12 protein-coding genes are annotated in these 15,744 nt (G+C 61.3%); 5 read left to right on the forward strand and 7 right to left on the reverse strand.

Annotated elements, in window-relative coordinates:
- Positions 1-57 precede the first annotated feature (57 nt).
- Positions 58-267 carry a hypothetical protein gene (locus tag CW354_RS22670; protein WP_104832372.1) on the reverse strand — a complete coding sequence of 70 codons (210 nt, stop codon included), beginning with the start codon at positions 265-267 and terminating at the stop codon, positions 58-60.
- 198 nt (positions 268-465) lie between these two features.
- Here CW354_RS22670 and topA point away from each other — a divergent pair, with 198 nt between their 5' ends.
- Positions 466-3,138: a type I DNA topoisomerase gene (gene topA / locus CW354_RS22675; RefSeq protein WP_104832373.1), complete on the forward strand. Its 2,673-nt coding sequence runs from the start codon at positions 466-468 to the stop codon at positions 3,136-3,138.
- Between the two features lie 24 nt (positions 3,139-3,162).
- On the opposite strand, the gene CW354_RS22680 is transcribed toward topA, so the two are convergent.
- The 3 genes from CW354_RS22680 to CW354_RS22690 are packed head-to-tail and all read right to left on the reverse strand — an operon-like array spanning position 3,163 to position 4,965.
- Positions 3,163-4,050, reverse strand: a complete 888-nt coding sequence (locus CW354_RS22680; protein WP_104832374.1) for a sigma-70 family RNA polymerase sigma factor — start codon at positions 4,048-4,050, stop codon at positions 3,163-3,165.
- Positions 4,047-4,592, reverse strand: a complete 546-nt coding sequence (locus CW354_RS22685) for a carboxymuconolactone decarboxylase family protein (RefSeq protein WP_104832375.1) — start codon at positions 4,590-4,592, stop codon at positions 4,047-4,049. Before CW354_RS22685 ends, CW354_RS22680 begins: the two co-directional genes overlap by 4 nt.
- Positions 4,585-4,965: a hypothetical protein gene (locus CW354_RS22690; RefSeq protein ID WP_133162422.1), complete on the reverse strand. Its 381-nt coding sequence runs from the start codon at positions 4,963-4,965 to the stop codon at positions 4,585-4,587. The genes CW354_RS22685 and CW354_RS22690 overlap by 8 nt, the downstream gene beginning before the upstream one ends.
- 270 nt (positions 4,966-5,235) lie before the next feature.
- On the opposite strand from CW354_RS22690, the gene CW354_RS22695 reads away from it, so the two are divergent.
- From CW354_RS22695 to rnr, 3 genes are all read left to right on the forward strand, one after another.
- On the forward strand, positions 5,236-5,712 hold the full coding sequence (locus tag CW354_RS22695) for a PepSY-like domain-containing protein (RefSeq protein WP_104832377.1): 477 nt from the start codon (positions 5,236-5,238) through the stop codon (positions 5,710-5,712).
- 213 nt (positions 5,713-5,925) lie between these two features.
- Positions 5,926-6,528, forward strand: a complete 603-nt coding sequence (locus tag CW354_RS22700; protein ID WP_165793909.1) for a M23 family metallopeptidase — start codon at positions 5,926-5,928, stop codon at positions 6,526-6,528.
- 72 nt (positions 6,529-6,600) lie between these two features.
- Entirely contained in the window at positions 6,601-8,946 is a 2,346-nt protein-coding gene (gene rnr / locus CW354_RS22705; protein ID WP_104832379.1) for a ribonuclease R, read from the forward strand.
- Positions 8,947-8,991: 45 nt separating this feature from the next.
- Here rnr and CW354_RS22710 read toward each other — a convergent pair whose 3' ends face one another.
- Positions 8,992-11,226, reverse strand: coding sequence for a S9 family peptidase (locus tag CW354_RS22710; protein WP_207764960.1), 2,235 nt, complete (start codon positions 11,224-11,226; stop codon positions 8,992-8,994).
- Between the two features lie 199 nt (positions 11,227-11,425).
- On the opposite strand from CW354_RS22710, the gene msrA reads away from it, so the two are divergent.
- Positions 11,426-12,007, forward strand: coding sequence for a peptide-methionine (S)-S-oxide reductase MsrA (msrA, locus tag CW354_RS22715; RefSeq protein WP_104832381.1), 582 nt, complete (start codon positions 11,426-11,428; stop codon positions 12,005-12,007).
- Positions 12,008-12,157: 150 nt separating this feature from the next.
- On the opposite strand, the gene CW354_RS22720 is transcribed toward msrA, so the two are convergent.
- Positions 12,158-14,416, reverse strand: coding sequence for a M3 family metallopeptidase (locus CW354_RS22720; RefSeq protein ID WP_207764961.1), 2,259 nt, complete (start codon positions 14,414-14,416; stop codon positions 12,158-12,160).
- 175 nt (positions 14,417-14,591) lie between these two features.
- Positions 14,592-15,674: an agmatine deiminase family protein gene (locus tag CW354_RS22725; protein ID WP_104832424.1), complete on the reverse strand. Its 1,083-nt coding sequence runs from the start codon at positions 15,672-15,674 to the stop codon at positions 14,592-14,594.
- Positions 15,675-15,744: the final 70 nt, after the last annotated feature.

The following is a 15,744-nucleotide window of genomic DNA, read 5'->3' on the forward strand; positions in this document are numbered from 1 at the left end:
CGTCCCGAAGGTTGTCGCAAGCTGAGGAGAAAGGCTCTGAATACGGATTAGGCCGGATCAGGCGACTTTCAACGCGGAAAACCGCAGGGCTTCGATCCGCGCGGCCCGGAGCGTATCGGCCAGCGCGTCGATCCCGTTCTCATCTGCAAGTTTTTCCAGCTCGCCGGCGAGATCGGCGATATAGGAAGCCGTCGAGGCCGCCTCGCTGGACGCCGCGGCCGCAGCAGCAGCCAGATAATCCGGGTTAAATCTCTGTTTTTTCGCCATTTTCTCTCTCGCCCGGCCGCTTCTCGCGGCCTCTTGCGCGCTTCCTTGCACGGCACGCTAACCTGGCGGAGCCTTACAAATCGTTTACCACGTTGAGGCGAGGATCATTCCCGTCAGAGTTGACAGGAGCCATGAGCCCGCCCCATAGGGCGCGCCCACATTGGTTTCGCCAATCTTCGCCCGGAGACGCCGCCCCTCATGCAAGTTGTCATCGTCGAATCCCCCTCCAAAGCGAAGACCATCAACAAATATCTGGGGTCCGGCTATAAAGTGCTCGCCTCTTACGGGCACATTCGCGACTTGCCCTCGAAGGACGGGTCGGTGAAGCCGGACCAGGATTTCGAGATGGTCTGGGAGCTCGACGCCAAATCGAAAAAGCGGGTGAACGACATCGCCGCCGCCGTGAAAGGCGCGGACCGGCTGGTGCTCGCCACTGACCCCGACCGCGAGGGCGAGGCGATTTCCTGGCATCTTCTCGAAACGCTGGCTGACAAAAAAGCGCTGAAAGACATCAAAATCGACCGGGTGGCGTTCAACGCCATCACCAAGAAGTCGGTCGAAGAGGCGATGGCCCATCCCCGCCAAATCGACGAAAACCTGGTCGACGCCTATCTCGCGCGCCGCGCCCTCGACTATCTCGTGGGCTTTACGCTGTCGCCGGTGCTGTGGCGCAAGCTGCCGGGCTCGCGCTCGGCGGGACGCGTGCAGTCGGTGGCGCTGCGGCTCATCTGCGACCGCGAACTCGAGATCGAGACGTTCATCCCTCAGGAATACTGGACGGTGAAGGCGCAGGCGGTTTCCGGGGATTCATCGCCCTTCGAAGCGCGGCTTGTCCTTCATGAAGGCGAGAAGGTCCAGAAATTCACCCTCGGCGACGAAGCCGCGGCCATGGGCGCCAAAAAGGCGGTCGAGGCGGCGAGCTTTACGGTCGACGCGGTCGAGGCCAAGCCAGGCCGGCGCAACCCGCCGCCGCCCTTCACCACCTCGACCCTGCAACAAGAAGCCTCGAGGAAACTCGGCTTCAACGCCCAGCGCACCATGCGCACGGCGCAAAGCCTTTATGAAGGCGTCGAGATCGGCGGCGAGACCACAGGCCTCATTACCTATATGCGGACCGACGGCATCGACATGGCGCCCGAAGCCGTTTCCGATGCAAGAAAGGCCGTCGGCTCGAAATTCGGCAAGGACTACGTCCCGGACTCCGCACGGGTTTACAAGTCGAAAGCCAAGAACGCGCAGGAAGCCCACGAATGCATCCGTCCCACCGCTTTCGACCGCTCGCCGGACAAGGTGCGCGGGCTTAGCGACGACGAATACAGACTTTACGAACTGATCTGGAAGCGCGCCATCGCGAGCCAGATGGAATCGGCGCGGCTTGAAAACACCACCATCGATCTTCTCTCCGCGGACAAGAAGACAGGGCTCCGCGCCACCGGCTCGGTCATTCTCTTCGACGGCTTTCTCGCGCTTTACGAAGAAGGCCGGGACGATCCGGAAGCGGAAGAAGGCGGCGGCGTGTTGCCGAAGCTGACCAAAGGCGAGAAAGCCGGCGTTTCCGAGGTGGCGGCGGACCAGCATTTCACCCAGCCGCCGCCGCGCTTTTCCGAAGCGAGCCTCGTCAAACGCCTTGAAGAACTCGGCATCGGCCGGCCCTCGACCTACGCCTCGATCCTCTCGGTGTTGCGCGACCGCGGTTATGTCACCATGGACAAGAACCGCTTCATCCCGGATTCGAAGGGCCGCATCGTCACCGCCTTTCTCGAAAACTATTTCAAGAAATATGTGGAATACGACTTCACCGCGGACCTCGAGGAAAGCCTCGACGAAATCTCCGCGGGCGAAGGCGACTGGAAAGAATTTCTGCGCGCCTTCTGGTCTGAGTTTCACGCCGCCGTCGAAGACATCGGCGATCTGCGCATTTCCGAAGTGCTCGATGCCCTCAATGAATCCCTCGGGCCGCTGATCTTTCCGAAAAAGGAAGACGGCTCCGATCCGCGCGCCTGTCCGCAATGCGACAACGGGCAATTGTCTTTGAAGACCGGCAAGTTCGGCGCCTTTATCGGCTGTTCGAACTATCCGGACTGCACATACACCCGCCAGCTCTCCGCGCTCGGCGAAGGCGAAGACGGCACCGAATCCGGCGATAAGCTTTTGGGACAGGACCCAGACACCGGCATGGATGTCTGGCTGAAAGTCGGCCGCTTCGGCCCTTACTTCCAACTCGGCGAGCAGGAAAAAGGCTCGAAGGAAAAACCGAAACGCGCGGGGCTTCCGAAGACCTGGTCCGTCGATGACGTGGATCTCGAAAAAGCGCTGATGATGCTGTCCCTGCCCCGCGAAGTCGGCCCGCATCCGGAAGATGGGGAAGTCATCGAGGCCGGGCTCGGCCGCTACGGGCCTTTCGTGAAACACGGCAAGATCTACGCGAACCTGCCGAGCATCGACGATGTGTTCGAGGTCGGCCTCAACCGCGCCGTGACCCTGATCGCGGAAAAGAAAGCCAATCCCCGCGCCGGGCGCGGCCAGGCGGCGAAGCCCTTAAAAGAACTCGGCGAACATCCGGAAACCGGCGATCCGGTGAACGTCATGAACGGACGTTATGGGCCTTATGTGAAACACCAGAAAACCAACGCCACCCTGCCGAACGGAACCGAGCCTGAAAAAGTCACCCTGGAACAGGCGCTGGAGCTGATCGCCGCCAAAGAGAAAAAGCCGGCGAAGAAAAAGGCCAAGAAGAAAGCGGCCAAGAAAAAGACGACGAAGAAGACCGCGACCAAGAAAAAAGCGGCGACGAAGAAAACCGCGGCCAAGAAGGCGCCCGCGAAGAAAAAAGCCCCCGCCAAAAAGAAAACCACGAAAAAGAAAGCCTGACTCTCGGCTTCACGTGCTTTACGTTCAGGCGCCGTCGCGCCCCGCAACCGCGCTAAGCTTTTCCGGATTGCGCACGACATAAAGGGCGGCGATTTTTCCGTCCTTCACGTCGATGCTCATGGTCTGGTCCAGCGTTCCGTCTGCATAAGTCAGTATGGCGGGCAATGTATTGATGCGGCCAAACTCGGCGCGCATGGAAATGCCTTCGGCATTCGCTTTTTTGAAAACGCCCGCGAAAAACCGGGCGACTCGTTCGGCGCCGTAAATAGGATTGAGCGCCGCAATCTTCACTCCGCCGCCGTCGGCATAGGCCACGGCGTCGTCGGCGAGCATATGCTTCAGCGCCGTAATGTCGCCGCTCGCCGTGGCCGCCGCGAACTGCGCCAGCAAGGCCTCGTGCTGCTTGGCAGGCGCCTTAGAATCCGGGCGCTCCGAACGAACCGCCTTGCGGGCCCGGGCAGCAAGCTGGCGACAGGCCGCTTCCGTCTTGTCCAGCGCCTCGGCGACGGCGCCGTATGACGCGCCGAAAACATCATGCAGGAGAAAAGCCGCGCGTTCGGGCGGGGACAACCTTTCGAGCGTCAAGAGAAGCGCGAATGAAAGATCGTCCGCAAACTCCAGCATGGTTTCCGGCGTCATGGCGTCGGTGTCGACGACCGGCTCCGGCAGCCAGGGGCCGACATAACGCTCCCGGCGTCTTTGCGCCGACTTTAAGCGGTCGAGACATAAACGCGTCACGATGGTGACGAGGTAGCCTTCGGCGGAGCGAATATCGGTTTCCCGCGCCTGCGAGAATCTGAGCCACGCATCCTGAAGGGTGTCTTCCGCGTCGCTCATCGAGCCGAGCATGCGATAGGCAAGCCCCAGCAACCGGCCGCGATGTGAAACGAATGTGTCTTCCCGGCGCGTCATGCTGCGTGTTTGACAACCTCCACCGGCGCGCCTTCCACCGTCACCTGACGACATGTTTTTCCGAAGCCAAGACCGGCCTTGACCATGGGATAAAGCCGGCTCGCCTGCAGCGCAAAGGTCAAATCAACGATGCCGGCGTCGCCCCATTCACGGCGCGCCGCCTCGCGAGCGGCGTCGTCCCCGCCATTTCGCCAAAGCACGGCATCGGCGAAATCAAAAGCGATGCGCACGGCGGGCGACATGGCGTCGGCGTCTCGCTGCAATATGGCCGAAAGATCCGCCGCATCGACCCCGGCGTCTTGCGCCATGCTTACGATTAGCTGAACGCACGGCCCGCAATCCTCCGCCAGCACGCCGCATAAGCGCGCCGCGAACAACGCTTCCGCCGGCGCGCTTTCGCCCTGCCGCGCCATGGCGCCGACGCGATTGAATCTGAAAAACGCGGCCGGGGACACATCCAGCAAGTACCGCATATAGGAAACGTCATAATCATATCGACGCTCGAAGCGGCTTATCATTTTCGACGCCAGAAATTTAAGCATGATTTTCTCCTTTTCCCGGCAGCGCAACCCACAAGGAAAGAAACGCCGGAATGACAATGCCGGCCAGTTCGAACAAAGGATAATGAGCATGTCCGCCCAAAAGGCCGGCGACATGGACGGCGCCGTGCCCGGCAAGAAAACCGGCGCCGGCGAGCGCCGCCGGCCAATAACGCGCGCGCCAGGCGCGCGCCGCGAGCCCCAGCCCGGCCACGGAAAACGCAATACCCACATCCCAGATGAAATGGGGATTGAAAGGACCGGTGTCCGATGCTCCCGGCGCGGTTTCGTACCAGCCGCCGGCGTTCGCAATCATGAAAAGCCCGTTGCCGATCGCCGTCGCGGCAAGCGCCGCGGCAAGCCATTTCTTCACCATCTTCGCCTCCATTTTGAGAACAAGACGAGACGGCGCGGCCGTTTGTGACAGAGTGCTTTCGAATTTCTTCAAGGCGCCGGCCTCACATATCCTAACTTGCTGTTACTCCTGAATTTATCCCACTCACGCAGGCCAGAAAAATTCACACGCTGTTCGCGAAACTATCGCCGAACCGTCATCAATTCCCCCTATCCCGCGCGGCGAGACGGCACGCCCCGACTGCCTCGTTTGGCCGTCTCACTTGATCAAACCCGACTGAGGAGTTTGCCCATGCCCCGCGCCTTAACGCTCATCTCAACTCTTGCCTTCTGCGCGCCTGCCTTCGCGCAGGACGGGACCGAAATCGCCATGGAGGACGTGCCGGATCTCGTCCTCGACACGGCCATGAACACCGCGCCCGGCGTCGACTTCGACCGCGTCAGCATCGAAGTCGAAAACGGCGTCGCCATCTATGAATTCGAAGCGAAAGACCACAATGGATGCCACATCGAAATCGACGTGACCGAAGACGGCCGACTCGAAGAAATCGAAATGGAAGTCTCCATGGAAGACGTTCCGGAGGCCGTTGCAACAACACTGCAAAGAGAAGCGCCCGGATTCCGCGCCGACTACATCGAACTCTCCGTTCGCGATGGCGGCGGCGTTTACGTATACGAGTTCGAAGGCGACGTTGATGGCGCGGCTGTCGACATCGAGATCGCCGAAAACGGGGAGCTGCTTGTCCTTTCCGACGATTATTCGAGTTAAATCAAAGCCTTTCCGGCGGCGGGAAAAGCCACCAAAGCTTCATCCTGAGGAGCAAAAAATCCTTCGCCCTTCGAGACGGCGCCAAAGCGCCTCCTCAGGGTGAAGGATTTTTTGCGTCTCGAAGGATCGGCGCATTTTCCGCGGCCGCTTTAAGACTCCCGTATCCTTCTCTCGCTTTAACCGGATCGATTGCGTAGCATCCGGGGAATGAGCATGAGGCGGATCGTAAATGTCGCCGCCCGTTTCTGGGCCGCAGGCGCGTTGTCGGCGCTCGCCGCCGCCTGCGCCTCGTCCCCGTCATCGCGCGGCGGCGCCTTTCCCGATCAGTTTTCCTCGCTCTCCCTGTGCCGCGGCGTCGTCATTTCCAACGCGCCCGCAACGGACACGAGCCGGCGCATTGCGAATTTCGACCCGCAAGCAAGCGTCAGGGGAAAGCGGCTCTTGCGCGCGCCGGTCAAGTCTTGCGTCTCCTCCGGCTTCGGGCCGCGACGCGGCGGCGCGGGGTCCTTCCATTACGGGCTCGATCTTTACACCGGGCGTCCGGCGCTCATTGGCGCCGGCGGCGACGGCGTCGTCGAGTCTGTGGGCTCCCTGCGCGGCTATGGCCGGACGGTCCTCATCAATCATGGCGGCGGGGTGAAAACCCGCTATGCGCATCTCTCCCGTTATGAGCGGGGCCTTAAACCCGGCATGCGGGTGCGGCTCGGCCAGCCCATCGGGCGCACCGGCGACACCGGCAACGCCACGGCGGTGCATCTCCATTACGAGATCATTGTCGACGGCAAGCGCCACAACCCTTTGACTGTGGGAGGGTAATAGCGTTCGCGCTGCCTGCCAAACCATGCTACCGAATGGGTGTTTCTATAAACGCTCTATGAAAGACGTCATTTGGCCAAACGCGCAAAACCCTCTTCGCCCCGCAAATCCGGCGGCCTTCCCTCGAAAAAAGACATCATCGCCTATCTGGAAAACGCCGATGGCGAAACCGCGCGGCGCGATATTGCGCGGGCGTTCGGGGTCAAGGGCGAGGCGCGGGCCGACCTGCGCGCCCTCCTCAAAGAGATGGACGCGGACGGATCGATCAATGTGAAAGGCGGCAAGCGCATCGAACGCGCGGACACGCTGCCGCCCGTGGCGCCCATCGACGTCATGTCCGTCGACGATGACGGCGATCTTCTGTGCATGCCGGCGAACTGGCGCGGCGAAACCGAGCCGCCCATGATCCGCCTGTCGGCGCGGCGCGCGGCGAAAGTAAAGCCGCCCCCCGGCGTCGGCGACCGCCTTCTCGCACGGCTCTTCCCGGCGGGCGACGACGGTTACGACGCCAGCGTCATCAAGGCCATTGGCAAAGGCGCGCACCGTTTTCTTGCGGTCTATCGCGAAAGACGGCGCGGCGGAGTCGCCGAACCGGTGGAGCGCCGGGCGCGCGACACTTTCACCATCGACGAAGGCGACGCTCACGGCGCCAAGGATGGCGATCTCGTCTGGGTGGAAACCAAGAACAAGCGCGGCTATGGGCCGAAAAAAGCGCGCATCCGCTCCATCGCCGGGCATATCGACGACAAGCACGCTTTTTCCCTGATCGCCCTCGCCAATCACGGCATCCCCACGGATTTTCCACCCGAAGTTCTCGCAGAAGCAGAAAAAGCGAAGCTTCCCGATCTCGGCGAGCGCACCGACCTGCGCGCAACGCCTCTGATCACCATCGATCCGGCGGATGCGAAAGACCATGATGACGCGGTGTTCGCGAAAGCCGACGACGATCCGGACAATCAAGGCGGCTTTCGCGTCACCGTCGCCATCGCCGATGTGAGCTATTTCGTAAAGCCGGACTCCGCTCTCGACAAGGAGGCGCTGAAACGCGGCAACTCAACCTATCTGCCCGACCGCGTCGTGCCGATGCTGCCAGAGCGGCTGTCAAACGATCTGTGTTCCTTAAAACCGGATGTGGACCGGCCCTGCCTTGCTGTCGAGATGGTGATCACGGCAGGCGGCGTTAAAAAAAGCCACCGTTTCATGCGCGCCATGATGCGCTCTCATGCGCGGCTTTCTTATGAGGACGCGCAGGCGATCAGCGAAGGCGGCAAGGCTTCGAAAGAGCTGAAGAGCGTCGTCACGCATCTTTACGACGCGTTCCATGCGCGCATGAAAGAACGGGCGAAACGCGCGCCCCTCGATCTCGACCTGCCCGAACGCAAGATCATTCTCGACGACAATGGCGACGTTGAAAAAGTCGTCAAGCGCGAGCGCTTCGACGCGCACCGGGTGATCGAGGAGTTTATGATCCTCGCCAATGTCGCCGCCGCCGAAGCGCTTGAGCGCGCCAGGACGCCGCTGATCTATCGCGTGCATGACGAGCCGGATGAAGAGAAGCTTGAGTCCGTGCGCGATTATCTCGACACGCTCGATTACTCGCTTTCAAAGGGTGCGGTGCGGCCGGCGAATTTCAACCAGCTTTTGAAAATCGCCGGAGAGCGCGACCAGAAAGAAATGGTCTCCGAAGTCGTCTTACGCTCCCAGAAACAGGCGATCTACGACACGGAAAATATTGGCCATTTCGGCATCAATCTCGGGCGCTACACGCATTTCACCTCGCCCATCCGCCGTTACGCCGACCTCACCGTGCATCGCTCGCTCGTCAAAGCCTTCAAGCTCGGCCCCAACGGCCAGACCGAAAAAGAGGCGAAGGCGCTCCCCAAGATCGCCGAGACGATTTCCGATCTCGAACGCCGCTCCATCGCTGCGGAGCGCGAGTCGAACGACCGCTATCTCGCCGGCTATCTCGAAGACCGCGTTGGCGCCGAATTCGAAGCGCGCATTCGCGGCGTCACCAAATTCGGCCTCTTCGTCATGCTGGACGAGAGCGGCGCCGACGGCTTCATCCCCATGCGCTCCATCGGCGCCGAGCGCTACCGTTTCGAGGAGAAAGACCACGCCGTCATCGGCGAGACCACGGGCGGGATGTACCGCCTCGGCCAGGCGGTGAAGGTGAGGCTAGAGGAGGCCGCGCCGCTGACCGGCGGTCTTCGCTTCGAGATGCTCTCCGATCCCCTGCCCGGCGCGCCGAAACGCAAAGGCACGGTCGGCCAACCGTCGAAGCCGGGCCACGGCCGGAAAGCGGCGGCGAAGAAGCGCGGCGCGTCAAAGGGAAAAGGCGCCAAGGCGGCCAAAGACAAACCGGCAAACAAAAAGAAAAGGCGCAGCAAGGCGAACGCCAAGCCGCGGCGGGGTTAGCTTCTCCGCTCATCCCCGCCTGCGCGGGGATGAGCGGTTCGGAAACTACTTCCCGTGCTTCACCGGCTCCGCCGTCTCGAGCCCCCAGACCTTCAGCGCAAAGGCGTAAAGATGCGCCCGCTCGTCGAGACGCTCGAAACGCGCCGCCGAGCCGCCATGGCCGGCGCCCATATTCATGCGCAGGACGAACGGCCCGCCGCTCGCATCATCGCGCAGGCGCGCGATCCATTTCGCCGGCTCCCAATAGGTGACGCGGTAATCGGTGAGCCCGCCCGTCGCCATGATCGGCGGATAGTCCGTATGCTGGATATTCTCGTAAGGCGAATATTCCGCGATCCAGCCATATTCCTCGGCGCTTTTGATCGGGTTGCCCCATTCCTCCCATTCGGGCGGCGTCAGGGGCAGATCGGCGTCGGAGATGGTGTTAATGACGTCGATGAACGGCACGGCGGCGATGACGCCGCCGTAAAGATCGGGCTCTAAATTCACCGATGCGGCGACAAGAAGCCCGCCGGCGCTGCCGCCGTAAGAGACGACCCTGCCTTTCGACGCATAGCCATTGTCGATCAGCGCCTGCGCCGACGCATTGAAATCGGTGAAGGTGTTCATCTTCTTGGCCAGCTTGCCGTCGAGATACCAGCCGCGGCCCTTGTCGGCGCCGCCGCGCACATGAGCGATGGCGAAAACCGCGCCGCGGTCCACGAGCGACAGGATGTTGGTGGAGAAGTCCGCAGCGCTCGCAATGCCGTAAGAGCCGTAGCCGTAAAGCAGCGCCGGGGCGGAGCCGTCTTTCGGCGTCGTTTTAAGGCGCAGGATCGTCACCGGGACTTTCGCGCCGCCTTCGCCGTCCGCCTCGATGCGCTCGACGACGTAAAGCGAGGGATCGTGACCGCTCGGCACTTCCTGGGTCTTCAGGAGCGTGCGTTTATCGCTCGCCATATTGTAGTCGTAAGTCTGTTCCGGCGTTGACGGCGATTCATAAGTGAAACGGAAGACATCCGTGTCGTATTCGTAACCGGCTTCCATGCCGAGCGCATAAGCCGCTTCGCCGAAAGACACCGTATGGCTCGCGCCGTCATAAGTCGAAATGACGATGCGCGGCAGGGCGTTCTCGCGTTCGAGGCGCACAAGGTAATCTTTGTAGAGGGTGAAAGTGACGATCTGGCTTCCGGCTTTGTGGGCGAGCCAGTCTTTCCAGTTCGCCCGGCCCGGCGATGCGACCGGCGCGGTGACGATCTTGAAATCGACCGCATCGTCGGCGTTGGTCATGATGAAAAACTCATCGCCATGATGCTCGGCGTAATATTCAACGCCATTATCGCGCGGCGCGATGAGCTGCGGCGCGGCGTCCGGCGCGTCCGCCTTTACGAAGCGCACTTCCGAGGTGACCTGGCTGGCGGAGGTGATGAAGACATAGTCCCCGCTCTGGCTCTTATCGATGGCGAGGAACATCGCGTCGTCGGGCTCTTCATAGATGACGGCGTCCGTAGCCGGATCGTCGCCGAGCTTGTGCAGCTTCACCCGTTTGGGGCGCTGATTGTCGTCGCGCTCCACATAGAAAAAGGCGTCGGAGCCTGCGGTCCAGACCGCGCCGCCGCCATCCGCGCTCTCGATGCGGTCGGGCAGGTCTTCGCCGGTTTCGAGATTGCGCACGGCGATGGAATAATATTCCGAGCCAAGCCGGTCCGTCGCAATCGCCGCCAGCTTGTGATCGGGGCTGTGCTCGACGCTGCCGATAGAGAAAAACGCCGACTCCCCGCGTTCGGCGTCGCCGTCATAGAGCGTCTGCTCTTTTCCTCCGGCGACAGGTTTGCGCATGAACACCGGATATTCGCCGCCGTCGCGGAACTTTTTCCAGTAAAGCCAGTCGCCGTCTTTCGCCGGAATGGTGCTGTCGTCTTCCTTGATGCGCCCGCGCATTTCCTTGAAGAGTTTTTTGCGCAAGGGTTCAAGATCGCCGGTGACCGCGGCGTAATAGTCGTTCTCCGCTTCCAGCACTTTGCGAATGTCCGGCTCGAGCGTCGAGGGATCGCGCAAGACCTCCTGCCATTCGCCGTCGCGCAGCCAGGCGTAATTGTCGACGCGTGTGATCCCGTGCTGGGTGGTCTCGACCGGCCGTTTCTCAACGGCGGGCGCCTCAATGGTTCGCGCTTCGGCGAAGGGGTCGCGCTCGGACATGGGCCTCTCTTCTTTACTCGGTTGCTGATCGGCGGAAGGGTTCTGGTTGCAGGCGGCGAGCGCGGCCAGAGCAGCGCCGGCGCAGAAAATTCGTAGGTTCATGAATGGCTCTCATGATGGCTAACCGCCCAGACATAGACCGGGCGCCATGGCTGAGGCAATCGCCAGAGGTGTTTGTTTTTTAACAGATTTTTATACCACCTCGAAAGCGGCGCCGTAACAATCCCGCGAGGCCGCGGATCGTGACTGGCGCGGCGCGTCGGCTTTTCGCATATGGGAAAGCGCAAAGGAGATCGGCTTTATGAGAAACGCCCTCATCACTCTCGCTGTCGCCGTTCTTTTCGGCCAGAGCAATGCTTTTGCAGAAGACGGTTCAAAGACCGCCAGCGCCGTTTTCGCCGGCGGCTGTTTCTGGTGCATGGAGGCCGATTTTGAAAAACTCGACGGCGTCGGCGACGTGGTTTCCGGTTATGCCGGCGGCGTCAAACAAAACCCCACCTATCGCAATCATGAAGGCCATCTGGAAGTGGTGCGCGTGCCTTACGACCCGCAAGTCGTGAGCTATCGCGAGCTTGTCGACTATTTCTTCCGTCATATCGATCCGTTCGACGATGGCGGCCAGTTCTGCGACCGGGGTCATTCCTATACGACGGCCGTTTTTTATGCGAATGCGGACGAATACGGCGCCGCGAAAGCCGCGAAAGAAGCGGCGGAGAAAGAACTGGGCAAACCGGTTGTGACGCCTCTTGTGGAGCTAAATCAATTCTGGAAGGCCGAAGGCTATCATCAGGATTATTACAAGAAGAACAAAATCCGCTACGGCTTTTACCGCCACTCCTGCGGGCGCGACCATAGAGTGAAAGAAGTCTGGGGCGGGCATTAACAAAAATACCTTCTCCCCGTTGGGGAGAAGGTGGTCCGAAGGGCCGGATGAGGGAGATGCGAAGGTGCAAAAAGCGACCGCCCTTCCCCCTCACCCGGCATTCGTAAACGAATTCCCACCTCTCCCCATCAGGGAGAGATAAAATACGCCCTACTCAATCGTCGATTCGCCGTCGCCGCCGCCCGGGACCGGAAAGCCGCGATCGCGCATCAGGGCATCGATTTTGGCGTCGCGGCCGCGGAACTTGCGATAGGCTTCCGCGGGGTCGATGGCGTTGCGCGGGGCGAAAAGCTTATCGACGAGTTTTTTCGCCAGCTCCTTGTCATAGAATCCGCCCGGCGCCTCGGCGAAGGCTTCCGCCGCATCAGCGGTCAACACGTCCGCCCACATATAGCCGTAATAGCCGGCGGAATAGCCTTCGCCGGAAAAGATATGGCCGAACTGCGTCGAGCGATGACGCATGGGCAACTCGTCCGGCATGCCGAGCTCGGCGAGCGTTTCGCGCTCGAACTTGTCGGGATCGATGCCGGCCGGATCGACCGTGTGATAGCGCATGTCGACGAGCGCCGAAGCGAGATATTCGGTGGTGTCGAAACCCTGCTTGAAGGTCGCCGCCGCCTTGATCTTGTTCACCAGCTCTTCCGGCATAGGCTCGCCGGTTTCGTGATGGACAAGATAATTGTCGATGACCCTGTCGGTCGACAGCCAGCGTTCGAGCAATTGCGACTGGAATTCGGTGTAGTCGCGCACGCCGCTGTTCAAGGTCGGATAATCCACATTTGACGAGAGGTAATGCAACGCATGGCCGAATTCGTGGAAATAAGTTTCCGCGTCGTCCCATGAAATCAGCACCGGCTCGCCCGGGGCGGCTTCGACGAAATTCGAATTGTTGGTGGCGAGCACGGTCTTCTCGACGCCGTCGAGCGTGTCGTGGCTGCGAAAGCCCGACGCCCAGGCGCCCGAGCGCTTGCCGGGCCGCGCGAAGGGATCGAGATACCACAGGCCGATATGTTTGCCCGAGGTCCTGTCCGTCACTTCCCAGACATGAACGTCTTCATGCCAGACCGGCACGACGCCGTCTTCAATCGGCGTAAACTTGAAATTGAAGAGCTCGCCCGCAACCATGAACATGGCCTCGCGCAGCTTGCCGAGTTGGAGATATTGCTTCACCTCGTCGGAATCGAGGTCGTATTTCGCCTTGCGGACTTTCTCCATGTAATAGCGGTAGTCCCAGGGCTGGATTTTAAAATCGCCGCCTTCCGCGTCGACGATCTCCTGCATCTCGGCGACTTCTTCATGGACGCGCGCGACCGCCGCCGGCCACACCGCCTCCATGAGCGCGAGCGCGTTTTCCGGGGTTTTCGCCATGCGGTTCTGCAAGCGCCATGAGGCGTAATTGTCATACCCTAAAAGCTTCACGCGCTCATCGCGCAACTGCAGGATTTCGGCGATGAGGGCGTTGTTGTCATACTCGCCGCCATGATCGCCGCGGCTGTAATACATCTCCCAGACCTGGCGCCTGAGGTCGCGGTCGTCCGCGAAGGTGAGAAACGGGTCCATGGACGAACGCGTGTTGGTGACAGCGTAGTCGCCTTCGCCTTCCATCCGCTCGGCGGCGTCTTTCGCGGCGGCCAGAAAGTCCGACGGCAGGCCGCCCGCCTCGTCCTCATCGAAATAGACCGCATAGGATTCTTCGTCGTGAAGCACATTGTTGGCGAATTTGGTGTGCAGCTCGGCGAGGCGCTTGTTGATCGCGGCGTAGCGTTCTTTCGCTTCGCCTTTCAGGGTCGCGCCGTTGGAGGCGAAGCCGTCATAGACGAGCCAGACGAGGCGCTGCTGTTCCGGCGAAAGGCGCTCCATCTCCTCGCCTTCGTAAACCGCCTTCACGCGCGCGAAGAGCTTTTCGTTCTGGTTTATCTTTGAAAAGAATTCGGAAAGCTTCGGCGCCATTTCCTCTTGGATGTCGCGAAATTCCGGCGTCGACATGTTGGACGACCAGATGCCCCAATAGGAATAAACCCGGCCGAGCGCTTCGCCGGTTTTTTCAAGCGCGACAATCGTGTTGGCGAATGTCGGGGGCTCGGGATTGTCCGTGATGGCGTCGACTTCGGCGAGGTTTCTTTCCATCGCCGCTTTCATCGCCGGCTTCAGACCGGAAAGCTCGGCGTCGTCGAATTGCGGCGCGCCGTCATAAGGCCCGGAAAAAGGCGCCAGCAAAACATTCGCCGCCGCATTGTCCGTTTTCGCGCGCGGAATGTCCGCGAAAAGGTCGCCAATGTCTTCGTTCACCTGTTCGGTCATTTCCACTGCTTTATCGTCTTCTGCTTTCGTCTCGACCGTCTCTTTCTGTGCGCACCCATTCAGCACAGTCATGAGGGCCAGAGTCGATATAAGTGTTTCTATCCGCATGCGCCGCGGCTCCTTTCTTGATCCGGTCACTCGGCTTCCCCCGAAAGTCGACAGGGGGCCGGCCGCCGGGAAAACGCCGGGCGGCCCCTATTTGGGCGCATCCTGCGAGGCTGCGGAGCGGGAGGCAAGCGGGAATGGCCGCCGCCGCAACGCTTCGCCGCAGGATTGGAACGCTTCACCGCCTGATCCGATCTTCCTGCCGCGAAGGCTGCTGCTGGGAGATGCAATGAAAAGATCCGCCGCCGGTCAGGATGTGCGAAGAATCGACGGCGCAGAAATAGGGCCGGTCAATGAGCTCCTTTAAAATCTCCGCCGCATCGTGGCCCGGCGCGGCCTTGCCGGTAAGCTTTTCATAGACCGGCATCACGACTGACTGGTTGGCGATGTAGAAATTCATGTGGCTCGCCGCGGCGGGTTCGCCGTCGAGCTCGACCCGGCCCGGCGAAGGAACAGTGACGACCTCGAGCTTGCGGCCGGCCGCATCGGTCGCGGCGGCGAGCGTTTTCTCGATCGCCGCAAGGACGTCAGCATTGGGGTCGTCTTCGCCACAGGGGCGCATGCACACGACTTTGCCCGGCGCGACGAAACGCGCGAGATTGTCCACATGGCCGTCAGTGTGATCGCCGGCGAGGCCTTCATCGAGCCAGACGACTTTTTCGGCGTCGAGCGCGGCTTTCAGCACCGCCTCGACGTCTTTTTCACTCAGGCCCGGATTGCGGTTGGCGTTGAGAAGGCATTGGCGTGTGGTGATGAACGTCCCCTCGCCGTCGGTTTCGAGCGCCCCGCCCTCGCCGGTGAACTCATCGAACCGGCGCAGCCGCACGCCCGCCAGTTCGGCGACGATCCTCGCGATCTCGTCATCCTTCGCCAGGCGGTATTTCCCGCCCCAGCCGTTGAAGGCGAAGGCGCTGGCGGCGAGCGCGCCGCTTTCCTCTTTCACGAAGACCGGGCCCGTATCGCGCAGCCAGATATCGCCGATGGGCGCATCGTGGATTGTCAGGAGGGCCGGCTCCGGCAGGCGTTCACGCATGATTTCCGCCGCGGCGATGGCGTCGGCGCCGCGGGCGAGCAGATGAACGGGTTCGCCGCGCGCCCCGGATCCGTCTCCGCCTGGGAAGAGAACGGCGCGGATCAAATCCTCGACCTCCGCCCGGGCGGGGCCGAGATCGTCCTCCCAGAGATCGGCGGCGCTCGGCCAGCCGATCCAGACGGCGTCATGGAGGGCCCATTCGGCTGGCTGGCGGCGGGATGAGAGCATGAGCAGGTCCTTAACTGTATGACGGTCATTGCCGCGGCGCGGTCTCAGGGTTATATAGGCCTCGCGGAGC

The sequence above is a fragment of the Hyphococcus luteus genome, from assembly GCF_002943565.1.
Classification (GTDB): Bacteria; Pseudomonadota; Alphaproteobacteria; order Caulobacterales; family Parvularculaceae; genus Hyphococcus; species Hyphococcus luteus.